The organism is Kitasatospora sp. A2-31 (genome assembly GCF_022288725.1).
Lineage (GTDB): Bacteria > Actinomycetota > Actinomycetes > Streptomycetales > Streptomycetaceae > Kitasatospora.
Genome location: NZ_JAKNTA010000004.1, coordinates 1 through 21,668, shown reverse-complemented (window position 1 = coordinate 21,668; position 21,668 = coordinate 1). Strand labels below are relative to the sequence as shown.

17 protein-coding genes and 6 tRNA genes are annotated in these 21,668 nt (G+C 75.3%); 10 read left to right on the top strand and 13 right to left on the bottom strand.

Annotated features, from left to right (window positions below):
- Window positions 1-36: 36 nt before the first annotated feature.
- Together MCM47_RS12465 and MCM47_RS12460 are read right to left on the bottom strand one after the other, a co-directional pair.
- Window positions 37-1,200, bottom strand: coding sequence for a hypothetical protein (locus MCM47_RS12465; RefSeq protein ID WP_238861549.1), 1,164 nt, complete (start codon window positions 1,198-1,200; stop codon window positions 37-39).
- A gap of 31 nt (window positions 1,201-1,231) precedes the next feature.
- Window positions 1,232-1,786 (bottom strand): DUF4365 domain-containing protein, encoded by a 555-nt coding sequence (locus MCM47_RS12460; protein WP_238861547.1) that lies wholly within the window; start codon window positions 1,784-1,786, stop codon window positions 1,232-1,234.
- Window positions 1,787-1,934: 148 nt separating this feature from the next.
- On the opposite strand from MCM47_RS12460, the gene MCM47_RS12455 reads away from it, so the two are divergent.
- Window positions 1,935-2,702: a 3'-5' exonuclease gene (locus MCM47_RS12455; protein WP_238861545.1), complete on the top strand. Its 768-nt coding sequence runs from the start codon at window positions 1,935-1,937 to the stop codon at window positions 2,700-2,702.
- A gap of 75 nt (window positions 2,703-2,777) precedes the next feature.
- On the opposite strand, the gene MCM47_RS12450 is transcribed toward MCM47_RS12455, so the two are convergent.
- From MCM47_RS12450 to MCM47_RS12440, 3 genes are all read right to left on the bottom strand, one after another.
- Window positions 2,778-2,849 (bottom strand) — tRNA-Val (locus tag MCM47_RS12450).
- 220 nt (window positions 2,850-3,069) lie between these two features.
- Window positions 3,070-3,141, bottom strand: a tRNA-Val gene (locus tag MCM47_RS12445).
- A gap of 155 nt (window positions 3,142-3,296) precedes the next feature.
- Window positions 3,297-3,830: a TIGR02611 family protein gene (locus tag MCM47_RS12440; protein WP_238861539.1), complete on the bottom strand. Its 534-nt coding sequence runs from the start codon at window positions 3,828-3,830 to the stop codon at window positions 3,297-3,299.
- Between the two features lie 194 nt (window positions 3,831-4,024).
- On the opposite strand from MCM47_RS12440, the gene MCM47_RS12435 reads away from it, so the two are divergent.
- Together MCM47_RS12435 and MCM47_RS12430 are read left to right on the top strand one after the other, a co-directional pair.
- Window positions 4,025-4,438: an SsgA family sporulation/cell division regulator gene (locus MCM47_RS12435; RefSeq protein ID WP_030056266.1), complete on the top strand. Its 414-nt coding sequence runs from the start codon at window positions 4,025-4,027 to the stop codon at window positions 4,436-4,438.
- Window positions 4,439-4,833: 395 nt separating this feature from the next.
- Window positions 4,834-5,403, top strand: a complete 570-nt coding sequence (locus MCM47_RS12430; protein ID WP_238861537.1) for a CGNR zinc finger domain-containing protein — start codon at window positions 4,834-4,836, stop codon at window positions 5,401-5,403.
- 67 nt (window positions 5,404-5,470) lie between these two features.
- Here the strand turns inward: MCM47_RS12430 and MCM47_RS12425 are convergent, their stop codons facing one another.
- A complete protein-coding gene (locus tag MCM47_RS12425; RefSeq protein ID WP_238861535.1) occupies window positions 5,471-6,019 on the bottom strand; it encodes a hypothetical protein in 549 nt (182 codons plus the stop codon).
- Between the two features lie 118 nt (window positions 6,020-6,137).
- Between MCM47_RS12425 and MCM47_RS12420 the strand changes: the two genes are divergently transcribed.
- Window positions 6,138-6,638: a DsbA family protein gene (locus MCM47_RS12420; protein ID WP_238861533.1), complete on the top strand. Its 501-nt coding sequence runs from the start codon at window positions 6,138-6,140 to the stop codon at window positions 6,636-6,638.
- Window positions 6,639-6,657: 19 nt separating this feature from the next.
- On the opposite strand, the gene MCM47_RS12415 is transcribed toward MCM47_RS12420, so the two are convergent.
- The 3 genes from MCM47_RS12415 to MCM47_RS12405 all read right to left on the bottom strand — a co-directional run bounded on the left by MCM47_RS12415 (window position 6,658) and on the right by MCM47_RS12405 (window position 9,644).
- Window positions 6,658-7,500, bottom strand: a complete 843-nt coding sequence (locus MCM47_RS12415; protein WP_238861531.1) for a GNAT family N-acetyltransferase — start codon at window positions 7,498-7,500, stop codon at window positions 6,658-6,660.
- A gap of 104 nt (window positions 7,501-7,604) precedes the next feature.
- A complete protein-coding gene (locus tag MCM47_RS12410) occupies window positions 7,605-8,435 on the bottom strand; it encodes an aminotransferase class IV (RefSeq protein WP_238861529.1) in 831 nt (276 codons plus the stop codon).
- 159 nt (window positions 8,436-8,594) lie between these two features.
- Window positions 8,595-9,644: a chorismate-binding protein gene (locus MCM47_RS12405; protein WP_238861527.1), complete on the bottom strand. Its 1,050-nt coding sequence runs from the start codon at window positions 9,642-9,644 to the stop codon at window positions 8,595-8,597.
- Between the two features lie 352 nt (window positions 9,645-9,996).
- Here MCM47_RS12405 and MCM47_RS12400 point away from each other — a divergent pair.
- The 4 genes from MCM47_RS12400 to MCM47_RS12385 all read left to right on the top strand — a co-directional run bounded on the left by MCM47_RS12400 (window position 9,997) and on the right by MCM47_RS12385 (window position 10,402).
- Window positions 9,997-10,069 (top strand) — tRNA-Gly (locus MCM47_RS12400).
- 40 nt (window positions 10,070-10,109) lie between these two features.
- A tRNA-Cys gene (locus tag MCM47_RS12395) sits at window positions 10,110-10,183 on the top strand.
- Between the two features lie 34 nt (window positions 10,184-10,217).
- Window positions 10,218-10,289: transfer RNA gene (locus MCM47_RS12390), tRNA-Val, on the top strand.
- 41 nt (window positions 10,290-10,330) lie between these two features.
- Window positions 10,331-10,402, top strand: a tRNA-Val gene (locus MCM47_RS12385).
- Window positions 10,403-10,736: 334 nt separating this feature from the next.
- Here MCM47_RS12385 and MCM47_RS12380 read toward each other — a convergent pair.
- Complete coding sequence (locus MCM47_RS12380) at window positions 10,737-10,934, bottom strand: hypothetical protein (protein ID WP_238861524.1); 198 nt, start codon at window positions 10,932-10,934, stop codon at window positions 10,737-10,739.
- Between the two features lie 431 nt (window positions 10,935-11,365).
- Between MCM47_RS12380 and MCM47_RS43995 the strand changes: the two genes are divergently transcribed.
- A complete protein-coding gene (locus MCM47_RS43995; RefSeq protein WP_374209119.1) occupies window positions 11,366-13,738 on the top strand; it encodes a serine/threonine-protein kinase in 2,373 nt (790 codons plus the stop codon).
- Between the two features lie 162 nt (window positions 13,739-13,900).
- Here the strand turns inward: MCM47_RS43995 and MCM47_RS12370 are convergent, their stop codons facing one another.
- Window positions 13,901-14,710: an RNA methyltransferase gene (locus tag MCM47_RS12370; RefSeq protein WP_238861522.1), complete on the bottom strand. Its 810-nt coding sequence runs from the start codon at window positions 14,708-14,710 to the stop codon at window positions 13,901-13,903.
- A 99-nt stretch (window positions 14,711-14,809) separates the two neighbouring features.
- Here MCM47_RS12370 and MCM47_RS12365 point away from each other — a divergent pair, with 99 nt between their 5' ends.
- Window positions 14,810-17,578, top strand: a complete 2,769-nt coding sequence (locus tag MCM47_RS12365) for a SpoIIE family protein phosphatase (protein WP_238861514.1) — start codon at window positions 14,810-14,812, stop codon at window positions 17,576-17,578.
- Window positions 17,579-17,662: 84 nt separating this feature from the next.
- On the opposite strand, the gene cobA is transcribed toward MCM47_RS12365, so the two are convergent.
- Together cobA and cobT are read right to left on the bottom strand one after the other, a co-directional pair.
- The gene (gene cobA, locus MCM47_RS12360) at window positions 17,663-18,973 is read right to left on the bottom strand and encodes a uroporphyrinogen-III C-methyltransferase (protein ID WP_238861512.1); all 1,311 of its coding nucleotides are present in this window, start codon (window positions 18,971-18,973) and stop codon (window positions 17,663-17,665) included.
- 100 nt (window positions 18,974-19,073) lie between these two features.
- A partial coding sequence (gene cobT, locus MCM47_RS12355; protein ID WP_238861506.1) for a nicotinate-nucleotide--dimethylbenzimidazole phosphoribosyltransferase occupies window positions 19,074-21,668 on the bottom strand: 2,595 nt, incomplete at its 5' end.

The following is a 21,668-nucleotide window of genomic DNA, read 5'->3' as shown; positions in this document are numbered from 1 at the left end:
GCCGGTCCTGCCGGCCGCCCGTCGACCGGGCCGGGCCTAGTGCCCCTCGCCCATGCTCTTCAGCAGCCGCTCGTGCTCCCCGTCCTCCACTCCGCACGGCTCCAGGCCGCGGGGGTGGGTGAGCCGGCGGAAGCCGCCGCGCCGCTCCAGCCTGCCGCTGACCCGCACCGGCGTGCCGGCCAGGTGGGCCTCGGCCGCCAGCCGGTAGGCCGGGTCGGCGAGCCGCACCTTCACCTCGCCGACCTCGGCACCGCCGAGCACCCGCAGCCGCACGGTGCCGGGCCCGGCGGGGTCGGCGCGCTTGAGCCGGACGACCATGCCGACCACGGTGACGGCGACGGCCGGCTCGATCCGCTCCAGCAGCGCGGCGGCCTCGGCCAGTGCCGGGAGGTCCCCCGGGGAGAACTCCAGGACGATCCGCCGGTCGCCGAAGCCGCCGGGGGCCCCGGCGGCGGCGGACCAGGCGACCGAGAGCTGCGCCGCCGTCGCACCGCGGACCAGCTCGGCGACGGACTCCACCAGCTCGCGGCTGACCCCGGCCTGGACGGCGTTCTCGAAGGCCTCCGGTCCGCCGCTGACCCGCCGGTAGTCCACCGCGTCGCGCAGCGCCTCCAGGGCGCGGACCAGGGTGGTGACCGCCGCCCTGCCCTCGGGCGCCGGCGTGTGGGCGGTGAGCCCGGCACCGCTCTGGGCGGCCGGGCCGTGCTCGACGACCAGGACGCGCTCCAGGAAGTCGCCGGCCCAGGCGTCCAGCCGGGCGCCGAAGTAGGCGGCCCTGGTCCGGCCGGCCTTGGCGCCGGCCGCGAGCATCCCCCGGGCGGCGCGGCGGAGCCGCTCGGCGTCCTCCCAGGGCGCGGTGCCGGCCGGGCCGGGGAGCTCGCGGCGCCACTGCAGCTCGTCACCGGGGACGGTGAGGGCGAGCAGGATGGCGCGGGCGGAGGGGCTGCGCGAGTGCGACAGGGCGGTCACGGCGTCGGCGAGCAGTTCGACCGCGTCGTCGAAGCCGTCGTCGGCCGGGACGAGCAGGCTGGTGCCGGAGCCGGCGTCGTCCGGGGGCGTCCACCGCCCGTAGCGGGCGGTCGGTCCGCCGCGGCGGATCCAGCCGTGCCGTGCCAGGAGGGTGGCGAGCACGGCCGGGTCGACGGCGGCCGGGTCGGGCATGGGCCGGGTGCCGTGGTGGGGCCCGGATGGCAGCGTCATGGTCCTGTTCCTCCCGCTGGGGGCGGCGCCGTCACGGGCTGCCGCCCGCGCCGACCCGCGCCATGATGTCGCACAGTGCGCGGTCGTCGAAGACCTTCGCGGTGGGCACCCGGACGTTGGTCCGGCGCTGCCCGGTGACCGGGTGCCCGGCCAGGTTGACCCAGTAGCAGCAGTGCCGCAGTTCCAGCGCGTCGGGCCGGGCCTCCAGCCAGCGGTCGACCCGGCTGGGCAGCAGCATCACGACCAGGATCCGCGGCACCGCGACCCGCTCCCGGGCCAGCTTGCGCAGGTGGTCGTTGTCCAGGGTGAAGCTGAAGTGGGCGCCGCGCGGCCGGGGCGCGATCTGCTGGGTGGCCTTGAGCTGGATCTTGACGGTGACCTCGTCGTCCACCTCGTGCGCCCGGGAGCCGTGGCTGACCTGCCAGTCGATGCCGTTGTCCGGGAACGGCTGGGAGAGCGAGCAGCCGGCCGCGGCCGCGACCGCGTGCAGGTAGCCGACCTGCAGGGTCTCCATGCAGGCCGTCACCGCCAGGTCGCCCCGCAGGACCTCCGCCGCGTCCTCGGGCTGCGGCTGTGTCAGCACCATCGCCCCGTTGCCTCCCCCGGCCCCGGGCCCGTCCGGATTCGAACAGGACACCTGACCGCAGGGTTCCCGGCCGGGTCGGGGCCAAACGGTTGAGCGGACGTCAGGAGCGGTATCACCCTCGGGGAAACGCAGGACCTGAGGGGCAGTCATGCAGCAGCACTGGTACACCGGCCCGCTTGCCTCCTTCGATACCGAGACCACCGGTGTGGACGTCGAGACCGACCGCATCGTCTCCGCCGCCCTGGTCGTCCAGCTCACCCCGGGTGCACCCGCTCGGACGGCGACCTGGCTGGCCGATCCGGGCGTGCCGATCCCGGAGGGCGCCCGTGCGATCCACGGCATCTCCGACGAGCGGGTGCGCACGCACGGCCGCCCGGCCCGGGCGGTGGTGGCGGAGCTGGCCCGCGCGCTGGCCGAGCAGGCCCGGGCCGGGCGCCCGGTGGTGGTGATGAACGCGCCGTACGACCTGACGCTGCTGGACCGGGAGCTGCGCCGGCACCGGGCGGTGTCGTTGGCGCAGGCGCTGGGCCCCCAGGAACTGCTGATACTGGACCCGCGGGTGCTGGACAAGCACGTGGACCGCTACCGCAAGGGCCGGCGCACCCTGACGGACCTCTGCGCGCACTACGGGGTGGAGCTGGCCGGGGCGCACGACGCCGCGGCGGACGCGACGGCCTCGCTGGAGCTGGTCCGGGCGATCGGTTCGCGCTACCCGGCGGCGCTGGGCGGGCTGTCGGTCGCGGAGCTGCACCTGCGGCAGGCGATCTGGCACGCGGCGCAGGCCCGGGGCCTGCAGAACTGGTTCGACCGCTCGGGGACTCCGGAGCGGGTGGACGCCTCCTGGCCGCTGCGGCCGGCCCGGTGCGGCTGCGGGCGGCGACTCTCGCCGGAGCACAGCTGCGAGGTCGCGGCTTAGGGAGGCCCTGGCCGTCCGCCCGCGAACGCCGCAGGCCCTGACCGGTCTTCCGATCAGGGCCTGCGTGCTGTCCGGTGGGCGATACTGGGATCGAACCAGTGACCCCTTCGGTGTGAACGAAGTGCTCTCCCGCTGAGCTAATCGCCCGGGCAACGAGAAGAACAGTAGCACCGTTCGGGGGGTGTCGTACAACTCGGACCGGTCGACGCCGCCTGGCACACCTGCAGAACTCGCGCCCCGCGCGGAAGGTGACTGTTCCTCAGCCGATTCCCGGGGGACTTCCGGACGGCCGTTCAGCACATTGCGGAAATACATGTGAGGCCCAGCCGATAATCGGCTGGGCCTCACATATCACAATGCATTCCGGTGGGCGATACTGGGATCGAACCAGTGACCCCTTCGGTGTGAACGAAGTGCTCTCCCGCTGAGCTAATCGCCCGGGTGCAGGGAAAACATTACCGCATCCGGCGGGGTGGTCCGAACACCCCCCGGCCCGGCCCTCCGGCACCCGGTACCCGCCCCCCGCCGGTCCGCCCTCCCCCGCCCCGCCCGTCCCGCCCCGGACGGCCCGCCACCGGTTGCGGCGGGGACGGATCAGCGCTCGCCGATCTTCCACGGCATGACCAGCCCGTACCTCGACAGGTACCAGGCGCCGATGCCGGCGATCACCGCCAGGCCGATCACGGTGAGGGTGATGTTGCGGCGCCGCACCTTCGGGTCCAGCGCCTTCTGGGCCGCCTCGGACACCTTGCGGCGGGTCCACCGCAGGGCCAGCTGGGCCCAGACGAACTCGGTGGCCCAGATGCCCATGCCCAGGAAGATGACCACCCAGCCGGGCCCCGGCAGCGGCAGCATGATCACGCCGGCCCCGACCACCGCCAGGCCGACCACGAAGACGGCCACCTGCCAGCTCAGGTGCAGGGGCCGGGAGCGGCGGATGAAGTGCGGCGCCCGGGAGCCGAGCCCCCGCCCGCCGTCCGCGGCCGCCTCGCCCGTCCGCTCCTCCCCGGCGGCGTCGCCGCCGTCGCCGTCGCCCGGCCTGGCCCCCGACTCGTCCGGCACGACCGCATCACCCGTTCTCGTGTTCCCGCCCGCGTTCCCGCGCGCCTTGTCGCTTCGCACAGTCATGCCAGGAAACTAACCGAGAAGTGGCCCGGTAATGCGGCGACGGGCACTCCGTGCCGAATCCGCAATGCGCCGTAAGGGGTACGACTCGGCCCCGAATCCGGACAGAGGGGTTTACATCGGTCGTGGAGGTGGGATGGTCCGTTCGCCGACGTGCGATTCCCCGAGCGCACACTGAGCGAAAGGCCATGGCGCTTATGAACACCACGGTCAGCTGCGAGCTGCACCTGCGCCTCATCGTGTCCAGCGAGTCCTCACTGCCCGTCCCCGCGGGCCTGCGCTACGACACCGCCGACCCCTATGCCGTGCACGCGACGTTCCACACGGGCGCCGACGAGACCGTGGAGTGGGTGTTCGCCCGAGATCTCCTTGCGGAGGGGCTGCACCGACCCACGGGCACCGGCGACGTCCGGGTGTGGCCCTCGCGCAGCCACGGGCAAGGGGTGGTCTGCATCGCGCTGAGCTCTCCGGAAGGAGAAGCCCTGCTGGAGGCCCCGGCCCGCGCGCTTGAGTCTTTCCTCAAGCGGACGGACGCCGCCGTGCCGCCCGGCACCGAACACCGTCACTTCGACCTCGACCGGGAGCTGTCCCACATCCTCGCCGAAAGCTGACCCCGTCCGGGAGGTGGTCGCACCCCGCAGTCGGCGGGGCCGTACCCCCTGCCGTCACCGCAGCCGTCCTACTCGGGGGCACGGCAGCATGACTCAGCCGCGCACGACGCGGTCTCGGGGCCGGTGAACGGTCCGCTCGCACCGGAGCGGGCCCCAGCACCGCAGGCGCCCGGCATCGGAGCCGGCCATCCGCACGGGTGGCCGGCCTCGCTGCCGGGCGCCGTCGTCTCTCCGCCCGCCGCGGCGTCCGGCGCCGGATGCCGCGGCCTCCGCCCCGCACTCCCGCACAACCCTTCGAGCGAAGCGACCGCCGTGCGCGACGGGGCCCGGTAAGGTCTGAGGTTGACCGTAGACGCGGGGTGCCGACGGCCCCCTCCGGGCGAGGAGCCCCCACCGTGCTGATCACCCACGACACCGAGTGCGCGCTGAGCATCCTCGTCGAGCTGCTCAACACCGCACCCGAGGTGTGCGGCACCGAGCTGCTGCCCGACGTGGCCGCACTCGACGCCTTCGTGGTCCGCCAGGAGATCAGCGAGGTCGACTCGCTGACCGAGGACGACCTGCGCAACGTGCACCGGCTGCGCACCCGGCTCCGGGAGGTGTTCGTCACCGAGAGCACCGAGGAGGCCTCGGAGCTGATCAACGCCCTGGTCGCGGACGCCGGCACGACGCCGCGCCTGACCAACCACGACCACCACGGGTGGCACATCCACTACTTCGCCCCGCACGCCGCCCTGCACGACCACCTAGCGGCGGAGCTGGGCATGGCGCTGGCCTTCATCCTGACCGCCGGGGAGCGGGACCGGCTGCGCCGGTGCGAGGCGCCCGACTGCGCGCGGGTCTTCGTGGACCTCTCCCGCAACCGCTCCCGGCGCTACTGCGACAGCCGCACCTGCGGCAACCGGCTGCACGTGGCCGCCTACCGGGCGCGCCAGCGCTCGGCGGAGGCCGTGCCCTCCGCCTGAGCCGAGGCGCCGCCTCGCTCGCCCGTTCCGCCCCCGGCCCCGACCCCCGGCGCCTCGCCGCCTCGGGTCAGATGCCGCGGCGGCGGAGGATCTCCTCGATGTCGTCGAACTCGTCGCCGAGGCCGTCGTCCCGCTTGCCCGCCTTGCCGCGCTTCGGGGCCGCCGCCTTCGGGGCCACCGCCTCGGGTGCAGCGGCGCCCGCGTTCGTCAGGCCGGCCGGCGCCGGCGGCGAACCGGCCACGGCGGGCCGGGCCGGGGCCGCACCCGTTGCGGCCGGGCCGGACACGGCCGCGCCCCCGGCCCGGCGCCGCCCCACCAGGCGGGTGGTGACCAGCAGCGCGGCCGAGACGGCGAGCAGCGCGAGGCCCGTCCAGATCCGGGGGCTGAAGACCAGGTCGGTCGCCCAGTCGGCCAGCTCGTCGCCGATGGTCCGCGCGACCGGGAACAGGCCGGACAGGTAGAGCCCGGCCGGGAGCAGCGCGGCGGCGAACCAGCGGGTCGCGGAGCGGAACCGCCGGCGGTGGGCGCGCAGACCGGCCACGGCCACTGCGGCCGCGGTGAGCGCGAAGGCCACCGCCGCCGTCAACACGGCCGCCCCCCGGACGACCCGGCGCACCGCGGCGCACCGCGCCCGGTGCTCGTGCTCACTCTGGTCATCGGACCTCCCGTGGCTGCGGCCGTCGGCGGGCGCACCACCGGGACGGGGCGGCGCCCACTAGTGGAACACTGGGGGCATGATCGAAGGTTCCCTCCCCCGCCTCGAGTTCTGGTGCGAGCTCCAGTGCCCGGACTGCCGCACGGCGCTCGACGACGTCCGGGCGCTGCGCGCCGAGTACGGCGACGCGCTCCCGATCGAGCTGCGGCACTTCCCGCTGGAGAAGCACAAGCATGCCTACGCCGCGGCACAGGCCGCCGAGGAGGCGTTCGCGCAGGGCCGCGGGTGGCCGTACGTCGAGGCGCTGCTGGGCCGGGTCGAGGACCTGGAGGCGCGCGGTGAGGCGGTGCTGCTGGAGGTCGCCCGCGAGGTCGGCGTGGACGCCGAGGAGGTCGACACCGCACTGGTCGACGGCCGGCACACGCTGATCGTGGACGCCGACCAGGCGGAGGGCAAGGCGATCGGGGTCACCGGCACTCCGACGTACGTGATCGCCGGGCAGCGGTTGGACGGCGGGCAGAGCCAGGAGGGGCTGCGGGAGCGGATCGCCGCACTGATCGAGGCCTCGAAGATTTCCTGACGGAGCGTCAACACACTGCTTAGATCAACGGCTTGCCGTAGACCCGGTTGGTGATGCCGTAGCCGAGCGAGTCGTAGAGCCGGATCGCGACCTCGTTGCCGGTGAAGACGTTCAGGCCGAGGTCGCGCACCCCGGCCGCCAGGCACTCTCGCTCGGCGAGCAGCATCAGGGTGCGGCCGTGGCCGTGGCCGCGGTGGGCCTCGGCCACCTCCACGACCATCACCCAGGCGAGCGGGGAACCGTCGGGCAGGTCCCGGACCCGAAGGGCCAGCCAGAGGGCACCCAGCGGGTCCGGCCCCTCCCCGTGGAGCCGGCGCAGGACGACACCGGGCGTGTCCGCACCCTGGGGCAGCAGGTACACGTGGTCGGCGTCGGACTTGGCGCGGGCCTGCTGCTCGCTCAGGCCCGAGGCGCGGAGGTCCCGCAGGTAGCCCTGCTTCGCCTCGGCGAGCCAGCCGGGGAAGTCCTCCGGGCCGATCCGGCGGGCGGCCACGCCGGTGGGCAGTTCGGGCGGGACCGTGAGGTGCTTGGCCATGTTCCGCATCCGCTCGGTGTAGCCGAGGGTGGCGGCGAGGCCGCGGGCGGCCTGGGCCGATTCGGGGATGTCCACGTCCACCCGGGAGCAGCCCCAGTCGCGCAGCACCTCCTCGGCGGCCAGCGCGCCGATCGTCCCGCGGCCCCGGCCGCGCCCCTCGTGGATCTCCAACTCGGCGATCTCGCCCCAGAGTTGGCTGCCACGCGGGACGCTGGTGGTGCGCAGGGCGCCGACCGGCCGGCCGTTGGCGCGAATCTGCCAGCGTCTGGTGCGGCCGCCGGCGGTGGTGGGTGTCTCCGGGCCCTCGGGCCGCAGCGTGGTGGTCATGTCGAGGTCCCTTCCCCTCCGTGCGGGCGTTCTATCCGCCGGTGCACCGCTGCAGCCGGAGGGCGCCGGTGGGGTCCGGCCGCCGGCGCCCCCGGCCGTAGGGGTCACGGGTCCAGGTCGTCCCCGCTGCGCTCGGCGAAGACGGCCATCGCCTTGGCGGTGACCGGGCCGGGGCCGGGCAGTTCGCGGTCGTCGACGCGGGTGACGGCCTGGACGTCGCGCAGGGTGGAGGTCAGGAAGATCTCGTCGGCCTCCCGGAGCACGTCCAGCGGCAGGTCGGTCTCCTCGGCGTCGCACCAGTCGACGACCAGCCGGCGGGTGATGCCGGCCAGGCAGCCGGAGGCGAGGGCGGGGGTGAGCAGGCGGCCGCCGAGGACGACGAAGACGTTGGAGCCGGTGCCCTCGCAGAGCCGCCCCGCGGTGTTGGCGAGCAGGGCCTCGGAGGCGCCGACGCGGTGCGCGGCGGCGAGCGCGACCACGTTCTCGGCGTACGAGGTGGTCTTGAGGCCGGCGACGGCGCTGTGCTCGTTGCGGCGCCACGGGACGGTGGCGACGGCGGTGGTGTCGGGGCGGCGGGCCACGGCGCCGATGGAGGCGACCAGGGTGGGGGCGCCGTCGCCGCGCTCGGAGCCGAGCGGGGCGACGCCGCCGGTGTAGGTCAGGCGCAGCCGGCCGAGCGGCATGGGGTTGGCGGCGAGGACCTGGGCGCAGGCCTCGCGGACCAGGTCGTGGTCGGGGTCGGGCAGGCCGAGGCCGCGGGCGGAGCGGGTGAGCCGGTCCAGGTGGCGGGTGACGGCGAAGGCCCGGCCGTCGACGGCCTTCAGGGTCTCGAAGGCGCCGTCGCCGGTGGTGAGTCCGTGGTCGAGGACGGAGAGCGCGGCGTCGGCGGAGTCGACGAGTGCGCCGTTGACCCAGCTCTTGGTCGGGTGCTGCATCGAGGGCTGCTCCTCTGGGCGTTGGGGCGGGCGGTCGGACGGTGGGAGGGGTGCGGGTGGCCTGGGCCGGGCCGTCGGGCGCGCGAGCGCGAGGAGGTGGTGCGGATGGCCGGCCGGGCCCGGTGGCCGGCCGGTCCGTCCACGCTCCGGTACCGGCCGTCAGTCGGTCTCGGTGCCCGACGCTATCGCGACCAGGCGGGCGGCCTTCAGTTCGGTTTCCGCCCATTCGCCTTCCGGGTCCGAGCCCCAGGTGATGCCGGCGCCGGTGCCGAAGCGCAGCACGGGCGCCCCGGGCGCCGTCCGGTCGATCCAGAAGCTGCGGATGCCGACGGCGAGTTCGCCCACACCACGGTCGGCGTCGACCCAGCCGATGGCGCCGCAGTAGGGGCCGCGCGGGGCGGTCTCCAGGGCGTCGATGATCCGCAGGGCGCTGGACTTGGGGGCGCCGGTGACCGAACCGGGCGGGAAAGTCGCGTCCAGCAGCTCGGGCCAGCCGGCCCCGGCGCGCAGGGTGCCCTGGACGGTGGAGACGAGGTGGACCAGCCCGGGGTGCTTCTCGACCGCGCAGAGGTCGGGCACGGTGACCGTCCCGGTCTCGCAGATCCGGCCGAGGTCGTTGCGGACCAGGTCGACGATCATCACGTTCTCCGCGTAGTCCTTCTCCAGCAGGTCGGCCTCGGTCCGGCCGGTGCCCTTGATCGGGCCGGAGAGGACGGTGCGGCCGTCGCGGCGCAGATAGAGCTCGGGCGAGGCGGTGGCGATCTCGACGCCGTGCCCGGGCAGGCGGATGGTGCCGGCGTAGGGGGCGGGGTTGCCGTGGGCGAGCAGGCCGGTGAGGGCGTCGACGTCGGCGCGGTCCGGGTCGGGCAGTGGCGCGCTGAGGACGCGGCAGAGGTTGGCCTGGTAGACCTCGCCGGCCGCGATGTGTTCGCGGATCCGCCGGACCCCGGCGGTGTAGGCCGCGTGGTCCAGGGAGCTGCGCCAGCTGTCGGGGGACGGTCCGAGCCAGCCTGCGCCGGAGGGGGCGGCCGGGGCCGGGCGCACGTCGTCGAAGCGCGCGCAGGTCAGCCGGCCCTCGAAGTCGTGGGCGACGGCCCAGAAGCCGGCGGAGTCCAGTGCGGCCGGGTCCGAGGTGACGTCGCGCAGCCCGGTGGCGACGCGGCCGCCGAAGCGGGCGAGCGGGCTGAGGGGGTCGGGGTGGCCGGACACGGTTCTCCTGCACGGGGTGGGGCTGGGCTGCGGTGCCTGAAGTGTAGGTCGGGGGCGCGAAGGGGGCTCGGCGGTGGCGTGCGGGGGCGCGCGGGCACCGTTCTCCAGGCCGTGGCCGGGCGGCACCGGGTCGTCGGGCGGGTGCACGCGGGCCGGCCTGCGGATGATCGTCCCCGGACGCCGCTGGTGGGGGGCCGGTGGGCCCGCGGAACCGCTGACGGGACGGCACTCCGGGACCACCCCCTCGGCACGCTGCGGGAACGGATTTTTAGCTGGCCCGGGAATCCGCTAGAGTTCAACACGTCGCCAGGGAGCGCAGCCGAAGAAAAGCGGTGAAGATCCCGGGAGACAGGCGGACGTGGCTCAGTTGGTAGAGCATCACCTTGCCAAGGTGAGGGTCGCGAGTTCGAATCTCGTCGTCCGCTCGATGGAGAACAGTGTAAGATCGTTCTTCGAGTGTTGCCTGGTGGAGTGGCCGAGAGGCGAGGCAACGGCCTGCAAAGCCGTGTACACGGGTTCAAATCCCGTCTCCACCTCCAAGAGGATCACCCGGTTCCACCGGGAGACCTCCCCGCGCGATTAGCTCAGCGGGAGAGCACTACCTTGACACGGTAGGGGTCACTGGTTCAATCCCAGTATCGCGCACGTCGGATCCTTCGGGGTCTGCTGCACGACCGCCACACCAGGCGCGATTAGCTCAGCGGGAGAGCACTACCTTGACACGGTAGGGGTCACTGGTTCAATCCCAGTATCGCGCACAGTAACGGCCGGGGCCGTGATCCGCGAGGGTCATGACCCCGGCCGTTCGTGTTGCCCCGCCCGGTGGTTCGGACCGCGCGGGAAGGTCACGGGGTCGTACGGGAGATGAAGAGCCGCGTACGGTCGCCCTCACCGACGTCCGTACGCGGCGTCTCCGCCTGCCGGGGTGCTCTGCGCACCGCTCCTCGCCCGTCCGCGTGTCAACGCGGGCGCGGCCTTCCCCGGCGGCACCGACTCCCCGTCCCCAGGGGATCAGTGCCCGTTCAGTGGCCGGCTCTCCCAGCCGGAACGCGCCCCGTGCCGGGGCCCGGAGGGCCGGGCCCGGCGTTCGGGTCAGTGGTTGATCAGTTCGGCCAGCGCCTGGGCCTGGTTCGCCATCTGCTCCCAGCCTCCGAACAGCACCACCAGCAGCACGGCGCAGGGCAGTGCCATGGCCAGCGCGACCGCCGGGTGCCGGGTCGGCTCCGCGGCGTGGCGCTGGGTGAAGGCCGGCCGACGGCGGCGGGGTGATCCCGTGAGCTGCGGTGCCATGCCCCTACTCCTGATTCGTGTACTGCCGGTGCCTGCTGGTCGGTCGACGCGGACGCGGTGGACGGATTACCTCGGGGGACGAGCTCCCCGTCCACCGCTGAGGACAACGCTATGGCGGGAGGGGTGGACGGACGTCATGCCGTCGTATTGTTCTGCGGGCCTCCGCGAGGATGAGCCTCCGACTTGCGGTGTACTACCGGAGGGGGAGGCGGCTTCCTCCGCGCCCCCGGGGGAACCCTGAGAGCCGACCCCGAGAATCGTTTCGGCACCCCCGTGACCTGCAGGTCAGCGCGCGATCGGACAATCACACGGAGGGTTCGGGTGTTGCGTATCAGCACACCGCAGCGGCCAGTCCGTAAGCTGTGCCGGACAGGAACTGACGATGCCCCACACCGACGGGGCCTCACCCACGGGCTGACGGGGAAGCGAACATGGCGATGATGCGGCTGAGGCGTGAGGACCCCCGCATCGTCGGGCCGTACCGACTGCACCGGCGGCTGGGGGCCGGCGGCATGGGCGTGGTCTACCTCGGCTCCGACCGCCGCGGGCAGCGCGTGGCGCTCAAGCTGATCCGCGCCGAGCTGGCCGAGGACGTGGAGTTCCGCACCCGCTTCGCCCGGGAGATCGCCGCCGCCTCCCGGATCCGTGGCGGCTGCACGGCCCGGGTGGTGGGCTCCGACATCGAGGCCGACCGCCCCTGGCTGGCCACCGCGTACGTCCCCGGGCCCTCGCTGTACAAGCGGGTCGGCGACGAGGGGCCGCTGGCGTGGGCGGAGGTCGCCCGGATCGGTGCAGCGCTGGCCGACGGGCTGGTCAAGGTGCACGAGGCCGGCGTCGTCCACCGGGACCTCAAGCCCTCCAACATCCTGCTGTCGCCGCGCGGGCCGCGGATCATCGACTTCGGCATCGCGTGGTCGCGCGGCGCCAGCACGCTCACGCACGTCGGCACCGCCGTCGGCTCGCCCGGCTTCCTGGCGCCCGAGCAGGTGCGCGGCGTGGCCGTGACGCCCGCGACGGACGTCTTCGCCTTCGGGGCGACGCTGGCGTACGCGCTCACCGGGGACACCCCGTTCGGCTCCGGGGCCTCCTCCGAGGTGATGCTGTACCGGGTCGTGCACGAGGAGCCCGATCTCTCGGAGGTGCCCCCGCAGCTGGCACCGCTGATCCGGGCCTGCCTGGCGAAGGAGCCCGCGGAACGGCCCGGCGCGGCCGCCCTGCACGAGCGGCTCAGCGAGCTGGCGGCGCGCGGTGCGGTCGGGCCCGGCGGGGCGGTGACCGGCGGCCCCGCGTCCGGTCAGGCGGTGCCGGGCGGTGCGGTCACCGGTGGGGGCGTCGGTGGGGGCGTCGGCGGGGTCGGGTTCGACGGTGCCGCCGCGGAGCGCGCGGCCCGACCCGCGGGCCGGCGGCCGGCCGGCGGGGCGCGCCCGGGGGTCCCCGGGCGCGGTGCGGCGGCAGCGCCGGTGCCGCCGGCCGCCGGCCGCGGGGTCCCCGCGCCCGGGCGGGCGCCGGATCCGGGGGCGGGCGTGGCACGGGCCCGGGCGGCCGCGGGCCGGGCAGGCGGACACGCGGGCGCGGCCGGTTCCGGCGCGGGGCTCGCCGGAGGTCAGCACGGCGGTCCTCCCGGGGGGCACGGCGCTCCCGGCGGTTTCCCGGGCAGCGGCCCTGCGGGCAGGGTCACGGGCGGTCCGGCGGGCGGCCCCGGGAACGGGACGGCGGGTGGTCGCGCGGCCGGCCACCCCGGCGGCCACCCGGCTTCGCACCCCGGGGCCCGGACCGGTGCGGCGCAGCGGCGCGGGCACCAGGGTTCCCAGCCCACCACCAGACCGATGCCGGGGGCCGAGGCCGTGCAGGCCACCCGGCCGATGCGCGAGCGGCAGCAGACCCCGGCCCCCGGTCGGGGCGGCGCTCCCGGGGCCCAGCCGGGTCCGCGCGAGGGCGGGCAGCGGCCCGTCCGCCCGCGTGGGCGGAGCCGGGACCGGCAGCACACGCCCGCACCCGGCGGCCGTCCCGGCAACTCCCGGCAACGGCTGCTGCGGCAGCGTCTGATCGTCTTCGTCACCGTCACGGTCGGCGTCGCTCTGGCGATCGCGGCCGCGCAGGGGTGCGAGAACCGGAGCAACCAGGGTCTCGGCCCGGTGGGCGCGACGACGGTCACCACCGCGGCCGCGGACCGGCCGGGCACGGACGGCTCGGCCGTGCCGCCCGGTGTGGCCGGGCAGTCGGCGGACGGCGCGGCGCCGTCGGCCCCGCCGCAGTCCCCGGTGCCCCCCGCGGCCGCAGCCGCGGCCCGGCCGGGCGGCCCGGCCGGCGACGGTGCGCTGGTGCCCGCCCAGGGTGCGAACCCGGCGGTCGACTGGCCCAACCGCAGCTACCCCGACCCGGCCGGCGGCCCGCCGATCGCCCTGCGGGACGGCCGCTCGGCGGGGGCGGGACCGCAGGTCGCGCTGAGCACCGTCCTCCCGGCCCGGTACAAGGGCGCACCGGCAGGCCTGGTGGTGCTGCGCCGCACGGAGGGTTCGGTGCCGACCGACCTGGTCCAGCTCTTCGGCTTCAACGGCGACACGCCCGTGCCGCTCGCGTCGCGGTCCTCGGCCGCGGACCCGCAGGCGGCGGCCGCCTGGCGGCTCGACAACGGCGCGCTGGTCCGGGAGGAACGCAGCAGCCAGACGGGCGCGACCGCGTCCACCCGTTACACGGTGCGACCGGACGGGACCATCGAGGAGTCCTGGCCCGGCGCCCCCACGGTGACCGTGACCCCACCCCCGGCCGCGGCCCCCGCCCCGCCCACGGCACCGGCAGGCTGATCCCCGGGGAGGGCGCCGGACTCCGCGCCGCACAGGAAGTCGGACCGGCCGACCTCTCGCGCGCCCTCGCGGTCTCCACGGCCCCTCCGCACACCCCGGGCAGCGCCCCACCGGCCCGCACGGGAAGTCGGACCGGCCGACTTCCCACGCCTTCGAGGTGGGTCAGGTGGTGGCGGTGACGGCGTAGAAGGCCACGGCCGCGGCGGCGCCGACGTTGAGGGAGTCGATGCCGTGGGCCATCGGGATGCGCACGGGGTGGTCGGCGGCGTCGATGGCGCGCCGGGTCAGACCGTCCCCCTCGGCTCCGAGCATGAGCGCGGCCTTGGGCAGCCGGTGCGGGGCCAGGGCGGCCAGGTCGACGGCGTCCTCGGCCGGGGTGAGCGCGAGCAGACTGAAGCCCGCCTCGCGGACCGCGTCCAGGGCGGTCGGCCACGGGTCCAGCCGGGCGTAGGGGACGGCGAAGACCGCGCCCATCGAGACCTTCACCGCGCGCCGGTACAGCGGGTCCGCGCAGTCCGGGGAGAGCAGGACGGCGTCCATCCCGAGCGCGGCGGCACTGCGGAAGATGGCACCCAGGTTCGTGTGGTCGACCAGGCCCTCCAGCACGGCCACCCGGCGGGCGCCGGCCAGCACCTCGGTGGCGTCCGGCAGCGGCTTGCGCTCCATCGAGGCGAGCGCTCCCCGGTGGACGTGGTAGCCGGTGACGGCCTCGGCCAGCGCGGGCTCCACGACGTGGACGGGGGCTTCGGCCCCGGCGATCACGTCGGCCATCACGTCGAGCCACTTGGCCGTCAGCAGCATCGAGCGCATGCGGTAGCCGGCCGCGAGGGCGCGGCGGATCACCTTCTCGCCCTCGGCGATGAACAGGCCCTCCGCGGGCTCGCGTCGGCGGCGCAGTTCCACGTCGGTCAGGCCGGTGTAGTCGGCGAGGCGCGGGTCGGCGGGATCGGTGATGATGCTGGGCTCGGACACCCTGCGATCCTGCCAAGTCGGGGTGGAGAAGGCCAAACGGCCGAACGGTCGGGTGTGGCTGGTCTTGGCCCCTCGGCACGCAGAGTGCGAATATGGCGTATGGCCCGTTTTCCGGGCCGATCCTGGGCTCCGTCGGGCTCTGGTGCCTCTGGCTCCACCGCCTCCTCCATCGCCACTGGAACCGCCGGCTCCTCCGGTGGGCGCCCACGCGGTCGGCTACAGCAGCCGCGGGCGGCGTGGCCGGATTCGGTGAAGCGCCGCTCGGTGGCTGGGCAGTTCTTCGCGCTCCAGGTCCTGGTGGTGCTGCTCCTGGTCGCCGCGGCCGTGGTGGCCCTGGTGGTGCAGTCCCGCAACGACGCCCGGCAGGAGGCGACCAACCGGTCGGTGGCGGTGGCGCAGACCTTCGCCAACTCGCCCGGCATCGTCGCCGCCATGCAGTCCCCCGATCCGACCGCGATCCTGCAGCCCAAGGCGCAGGCGGCGCGGATCAACGCGGGCGTGGACTTCATCGTCGTGCTGAACACCGACGGCATCCGCTACACCCACCCCAATCCGGCCCGGATCGGCCAGAAGTTCGTGGGGAACTACGAGCCCGCCCTCGACGGGCAGGTGGTGACCGAGCAGATCGACGGCACGCTCGGGCCGCTGGTCCAGGCGACCGTGCCGGTGCGCGCGCCGACCGGCCAGGTGATCGGCGCGGTGTCGTCCGGCATCACGATCGAGAACGTGAGCAGTGCCAGCGAGCGGCAGCTGCCCGTGGTGCTCGGCGCCGCGGCGGTGGCGCTGGGGCTGGCCACCTGCGGGACGGCGCTGATCAGCCGCCGGCTGCGGCGGCAGACGCACGGGCTCGGGCCGGCCGAGATGACGCGGATGTACGAGCACCACGCGGCCGTGCTGCACGCCGTCCGCGAGGGCGTGCTGATCGTCGAGGGCGACGGTCGGCTGCTGCTCTGCAACGACGAGGCCCGCCGGCTGCTGGACCTGCCGGCCGACGCCGAGGGCCGGCAGGTGACGGAGCTGGGCCTGGACCAGGCGCCCGAGGAGCTGCTGACCGCCGACCGGCCGGTCACGGACGAGGTGGTGCTGTCCGGGGAGCGGCTGCTGGCGGTGAACATCCGGCTCACCGACCGCGACGGCGGCCCGCCCGGCCTGGTCGCCACGCTGCGTGACTCCACCGAGCTGCTGGCGCTCTCCGGTCGGGCCGAGGTGGCGCAGCGGCGGTTGCGGCTGCTGTACGACGCGGGCCTCGCGGTGGGAAGCACGCTGGACGTGACGCGCACGGCGCAGGAGCTGGCCCAGGTGGCGGTGCCGCGGTTCGCCGACTTCGTCACCGTCGACCTGGCCCAGCAGGTGCTGGACGGCGACGAGCCGCCGGCGGGCGTGGCACTGGAGAGGGTGCGCCGGGCGGCGTTCGCCGGGGTGCGGGACGACTCTCCGTTCTATCCGGTCGGCACGGTGCTGGACGTGGTGCCGTCGACGCCGCTGGCGGGTGCGCTCGACACCGGGCTGCCGGGCGTGGAGCCGCGGCTGGCGGAGAGCACGGCGTGGCGGGACCAGGACCCGGAGGGGGCGGCGCAGGCGCTGGAGTACGGGGTGCACTCGCTGGTGCGGGTGCCGTTGAAGGCGCGCGGGGTGCTGCTGGGGGTGGCCCGGTTCTGGCGGGCGGGCCGGGCGGAGCCGTTCGAGGACGAGGACCTGGCGCTGGCCGAGGAGCTGGTCTCGCACGCGGCGGTCTGCATCGACAACGCGCGCCGCTACACCCGGGAGCACGCGATGGCGGTGACGCTGCAGCACAGCCTGCTGCCGCGGAGCCTGCCGGCGCAGAACGCGCTGGACGTGGCGCACCGGTACCTGCCGGCGCAGGCGGGGGTCGGCGGGGACTGGTTCGACGTGATCCCGCTGCCGGGGGCCCGGGTGGCGCTGGTGGTCGGGGACGTGGTGGGCCACGGGCTGCACGCGGCGGCGACGATGGGCCGGCTGCGGACGGCGATCCACAACTTCTCGACGTTGGACCTGCCGCCGGACGAGCTGCTCGGGCACCTGGACGACCTGGTGAACCGGATCGACCAGGAGGAGTCCGCGACCGGCGGTTCGGGGGCGGTGACCGGGGCCACCTGCCTGTACGCGATCTACGACCCGGTGTCGCGGCGCTGCACCCTGGCCAGTGCGGGGCATCCGCCGCCGGCGCTGGTCTCGCCGGACGGTCAGGTGGCGTTCCCGGAGCTGCCGACCGGGCCGCCGCTGGGCCTGGCGGTGCTGCCGTTCGAGACGGTGGAAGTGGAGGTGGCGGAGGGCAGCCGGCTGGTGCTGTACACGGACGGGCTGGTGGAGGACCGCGAGCGGGACATCGACGAGGGGCTCGAGCTGCTCCGGGCGGCGCTGACCGGACCGCCGCGGACGCCGGAGCAGACCTGCGCGGACGTCCTGGGCGCGATGCTGCCGGCGCATCCGCAGGACGACATCGCGCTGCTGGTGGCGCGGACCCGGGTGCTCGCGCCGGACCAGGTGGCGGAGTGGGAGGTGCCGTCCGACCCGGCTGCGGTGGGTGCGGTGCGGGCGGCGGTGGCGGAGCGGCTGGCGCAGTGGGGGCTGGACGAGACGGCGTTCGTCACCGAGCTGATCCTGAGCGAGCTGGTGACCAACGCGATCCGGTACGGGTCGGAGCCGATCCGGGTGCGGCTGCTCCGCGACCGGGCGCTGATCTGCGAGGTGTCCGACGCCAGCAGTACCTCGCCGCACCTGAAGTACGCGGCCACCACGGACGAGGGCGGACGCGGGCTGTTCCTGGTCGCGCAGTTCGCCGACCGCTGGGGGACGCGGTACACGGCCACCGGGAAGGTGATCTGGACGGAGCAGCCGCTGGAGTGAGCGGGGCGCGGCCGGGGCGGGAGGCGGGAGCGGGAAGTCGGCCGGGCCGACTTCCGGCTCCCGTGTCCCCCGGGCCCGGGCCGCTCAGGAGCCGGTGAAGGCCGGGGCCAGCACGTTGACGACGTCGCCGACGACGATCACCGCCGGGGGCTTGATCCGCTCGGCCTCGACGGTGGCCGCGACGGTCGCCAGGGTGGCGTCCACCCGGCGCTGGGCCGCGGTGGTGCCCTCCTGGACCACGGCCACCGGGGTGTCGGCCGGGCGGCCGCACTCCACCAGCTTGGCCGCGATCGCGCCGATCTTGTCGACGGCCATCAGCAGCACCAGGGTGCCGCTCATCCGGGCGGCGGCCTCCCAGTTGGTCAGCGAGCGCTCGTCGTCCGGCCCGACGTGGCCGGAGATCACGGTGAACTCGTGCGTCATGCCCCGGTGGGTGACCGGCACGCCGACCGCCGCCGGCACGCTGATCGAGCTGGATATCCCCGGGACCACGGTCACCGGCAGGCCGGCCTCGGCACAGGCCAGCAGTTCCTCGCCGCCGCGCCCGAACACGTACGGGTCGCCGCCCTTGAGCCGGACCACGAACTTGCCGGCCTTGGCGTGCTCGATGAGCGTCCGGTTGATGGCCTCCTGGGCCATGAACCGCCCGTACGGGATCTTCGACGCGTCGATCACCTCGACGTGCTCGGGCAGCTCGGCCAGCAGCTCCCGCGGGGCCAGCCGGTCCGCGACGACCACGTCCGCGTCGGCCAGCAGCCGGCGGCCCCGCACGGTGATCAGGTCCGGATCCCCCGGGCCGCCGCCGACCAGGGCGACGCTCCCCGGGCCCGGCGCCCCGGCGACGTCCTCGGCACGGTGGCGGCGGGCCGCCAGCGAGCCGTCCCGCAGGCCGTTCACGATGGAGTCGCGCAGCGCGGCGGAGTGCCGGGGGTCGCCGGTGAGCACCGCCACGGTGGCGCCGGCGTCGCGCCCGCTGGCCGGGGTCCAGGCGGTGGCCGCGGCCGCGTCGTCGCTGCGGGCGCAGAACACCCGCTCGCGCTCGGCCTCCGCGCTGACCGCGGCGTTGACCGCCGGGTCGTCGGTGGCGACCAGGACGTACCAGGTGTCGGCGAGGTCGCCGTCCCGGTACGGGCGCTCGTGCCAGGTCAGCTCGCCGGCGTCGGCCATGGCCTGGACGGCCGGGGTGGTGGCCGGCGATATCAGGTGCAGGTCGGCACCGGTGGCTATCAGGGCGGGCAGCCGGCGCTGGGCGACCTGGCCGCCGCCGACCACCACCACCCGGCGTCCGGCGAGCAGCAGCCCGACCGGGTAGGGCGTGCGGCCCTCGGTGCCGGGGTGGGGGTGGGGCCCGTCCGGCCGGACGGCCGGCACGGAGGGCTGGTTGGGCGCGGTCATGGGCGGTGCTCCTGGGTCGGGTGAGGGTGGTGGGGGTGCGCGGCACCGCCCCGTGTGCCGGGCGCCCTCGGGCCGGTACACGGAGCGGTGCGGGCGGGCGTCAGGCCTTCTCGGTGACCCCGGCGGAATCGAACGTGGCTACATCGTGCATCGCGCGGGCCGCACTCTGCACCAGCGGCAGGGCCAGCAGGGCACCCGTGCCCTCGCCGAGCCGCAGGTCGAGGTCGATCAGCGGACGCAGACCGAGCTTGGCGAGCGCGGCCTGGTGGCCGGGCTCGGCGGAGCGGTGGCCGGCGATGCAGGCGGCCAGCACCTCGGGGGCGATGGCCTTGGCGGCCAGGGCCGCCGAGCCGGCGATGACACCGTCCAGGATGACCGGCGTGCGCAGCGAGGCGGCGCCGAGCAGGAAGCCGGCGATGGCGGCGTGCTCCAGGCCGCCGACGGCGGCGAGGACGCCGATCGGGTCGGCCGGGTCCGGCTGGTGCAGCGCGAGCGCGGCGCGGATCACCTCGACCTTGCGGGCGTGCGTCTCGTCGTCGATGCCGGTGCCGCGGCCGGTGACCTCGGCCGGGTCCAGGCCGGTGAAGACGGAGATCAGCGCGGCGGAGGCGGTCGTGTTGGCGATGCCCATGTCGCCGGTGACCAGGGCCTTGTTTCCGGCGGCGACCAGGTCGCGGGCGGTCTCGATGCCGACCTCGACGGCCTTGAGCGCCTCCTCGCGGGTCATCGCCGGGCCCTGCGTCATGTCGCCGGTGCCGGGGCGGACCTTGCGGGGCAGCAGGCCGGTGGTGCGGCCCTGCTGGATCGCCTCGGGCAGCTCGGCGGCCACCCCGACGTCGACCACGCAGACCTCGGTGCCGATCTGCTTGGCGAAGGAGTTGACCACCGCTCCGCCGGCCAGGAAGTTGCCGACCATCTGGGCGGTGACCTCCTGCGGCCACGGCGTGACGCCCTGGGCGTGCACGCCGTGGTCGCCGGCGAAGATCGCGACGCAGGCGGGCTCCGGGATCGGCGGCGGGCACTTGCGGGAGAGGCCGGACAGCTGGGCGGAGATGATCTCCAGCATGCCGAGCGAGCCGGCCGGCTTGGTCATCCGCTTCTGGCGGTCCCAGGCCTCGCCGAGCGCCTTGGCGTCCAGCGGGCGGATGCCGCGCAGGGTCTCGGCGAGCAGGCTGTGCGGCTCCTCGCCGGGCAGCGCGCGGTTGCCGTACTGCTCCTCGTGGACGACCCAGGAGAGCGGACGCTTCTTGGCCCAGCCCTGCTGCTGGAGCTCGGGCTCGTCCGGGAAGGCGTCGACGTAGCCGACGCACAGGTAGGCGACGACCTCCAGGTGCTCGGGCAGCCCGAGCTCGCGGACCATCTCGTCCTCGTCGAAGAAGCTCACCCAGCCGACGCCGAGGCCCTCGGCGCGGGCGGCCAGCCAGAGGTTCTCCACCGCGAGCGCCGCCGAGTACGGGGCCATCTGGGGCTGGGTGTGGCGGCCGAGCGTGTGGCGCCCGCCGCGGGTGCGGTCGGCGGTCACCACGATGTTGACCGGGGTCTCGAGGATGGCCTCGATCTTGATTTCCTTGAACTGCTTGGCCCGGCCCTTGGGGAGCGTGTCCGCGTACGCCTCGCGCTGGCGCTCGGCCAGTTCGTGCATCTTGCGGCGGGTCTTGGCCGAGCGGATCACCACGAAGTCCCACGGCTGGGAGAAGCCGACGCTGGGCGCGGTGTGGGCGGCCTCCAGGACGCGGATCAGCACCTCGTGCGGGATCGGGTCCGGGCGGAAGCCGTTGCGGATGTCGCGGCGCTCGCGGATGACCTGGTGGACGGCCTCGCGGCCGGCGTCGTCGAAGCCGACGGCGGCAGGGCCGCGCGGCTCGGCGGGCTCCTCGGGCGCGGTCTCCTCGGGCGCGGTCTCCTCGCCCGGGGCCTCCTCGGCGGCGGGCTGCTCGGCGGGCGCGTCCGGGCCGGCCTCGGCGGCGACGGCCTCGGCGGCGCTGTCAGGCTCGCCGGCGACGGCCTCGTTCACGGAGGACTCGACGGGGGCACCGGTGCCGGGAGCCTGGTCCGCCGGGGCGGCCTCGGGCTGGGCCTCGGCCCCGGCCTCGGCGACGGGCTCGGTGGCCGGCGTGGGCTCGGGCGCGACGGCCGGCTCGCCGGCCGCCTCGCCGGCCGGTGTCTCGGGCTGACCCGCGGGCTCGATGGTCTCGACGGTCTCCGGTGTCTCCGCGGTCTCCGCGGCCGGGGTGGCGGCGTCGGCCGGAGCCGGCTGGACCTGCTCGGCCTCCGGGCCGGCGACGACCTGGCCGGACGGCATCTCGCCGGTGCCGACAGCCGTCTCGGCGGCGGCCTCCGGCAGGGCCTCGGACTGCTCCGCGGGCTGCTCCACGACCGCAGCGTCCACCGGCTCGGCCACGGGTTCGGCGCCGGGGGCGGACTGCACGGACGGCCCCTCCTGCGCGGCCCCGGCCGGCTGGGCCGCCTCGGCGGTCACGACCTCGTGCTGGTCGGCGGGCGCTATGGGCACGGACTGCTCCACAGCCGCGTCCTCGCCGGACCGGACCGGCTCGGTGGCCTCGACCTGCGGGAGGCCGTGCGGGGTGGGCGCCGCCAGGAAGGCGGAGATCCGACGGGGCTGGCCGGCCTGGCCGGCCTGCTGCTCGGCCTGGGCGGCGGGCTCGGCCGGCGCCGCCTCCGCGGCAGCGGCGGG

Coding starts and splice junctions, on each gene's coding strand:
- MCM47_RS12465 (WP_238861549.1), bottom strand. CDS start 1,200: ATGACGCTGCCATCCGGGCCCCACCACGGCACCCGGCCCATGCCCGAC.
- MCM47_RS12460 (WP_238861547.1), bottom strand. CDS start 1,786: ATGGTGCTGACACAGCCGCAGCCCGAGGACGCGGCGGAGGTCCTGCGG.
- MCM47_RS12455 (WP_238861545.1), top strand. CDS start 1,935: ATGCAGCAGCACTGGTACACCGGCCCGCTTGCCTCCTTCGATACCGAG.
- MCM47_RS12440 (WP_238861539.1), bottom strand. CDS start 3,830: ATGACTGTGCGAAGCGACAAGGCGCGCGGGAACGCGGGCGGGAACACG.
- MCM47_RS12435 (WP_030056266.1), top strand. CDS start 4,025: ATGAACACCACGGTCAGCTGCGAGCTGCACCTGCGCCTCATCGTGTCC.
- MCM47_RS12420 (WP_238861533.1), top strand. CDS start 6,138: ATGATCGAAGGTTCCCTCCCCCGCCTCGAGTTCTGGTGCGAGCTCCAG.
- MCM47_RS12415 (WP_238861531.1), bottom strand. CDS start 7,500: ATGACCACCACGCTGCGGCCCGAGGGCCCGGAGACACCCACCACCGCC.
- MCM47_RS12410 (WP_238861529.1), bottom strand. CDS start 8,435: ATGCAGCACCCGACCAAGAGCTGGGTCAACGGCGCACTCGTCGACTCC.
- MCM47_RS12380 (WP_238861524.1), bottom strand. CDS start 10,934: ATGGCACCGCAGCTCACGGGATCACCCCGCCGCCGTCGGCCGGCCTTC.
- MCM47_RS43995 (WP_374209119.1), top strand. CDS start 11,366: ATGGCGATGATGCGGCTGAGGCGTGAGGACCCCCGCATCGTCGGGCCG.
- MCM47_RS12365 (WP_238861514.1), top strand. CDS start 14,810: ATGGCCCGTTTTCCGGGCCGATCCTGGGCTCCGTCGGGCTCTGGTGCC.
- cobA (WP_238861512.1), bottom strand. CDS start 18,973: ATGACCGCGCCCAACCAGCCCTCCGTGCCGGCCGTCCGGCCGGACGGG.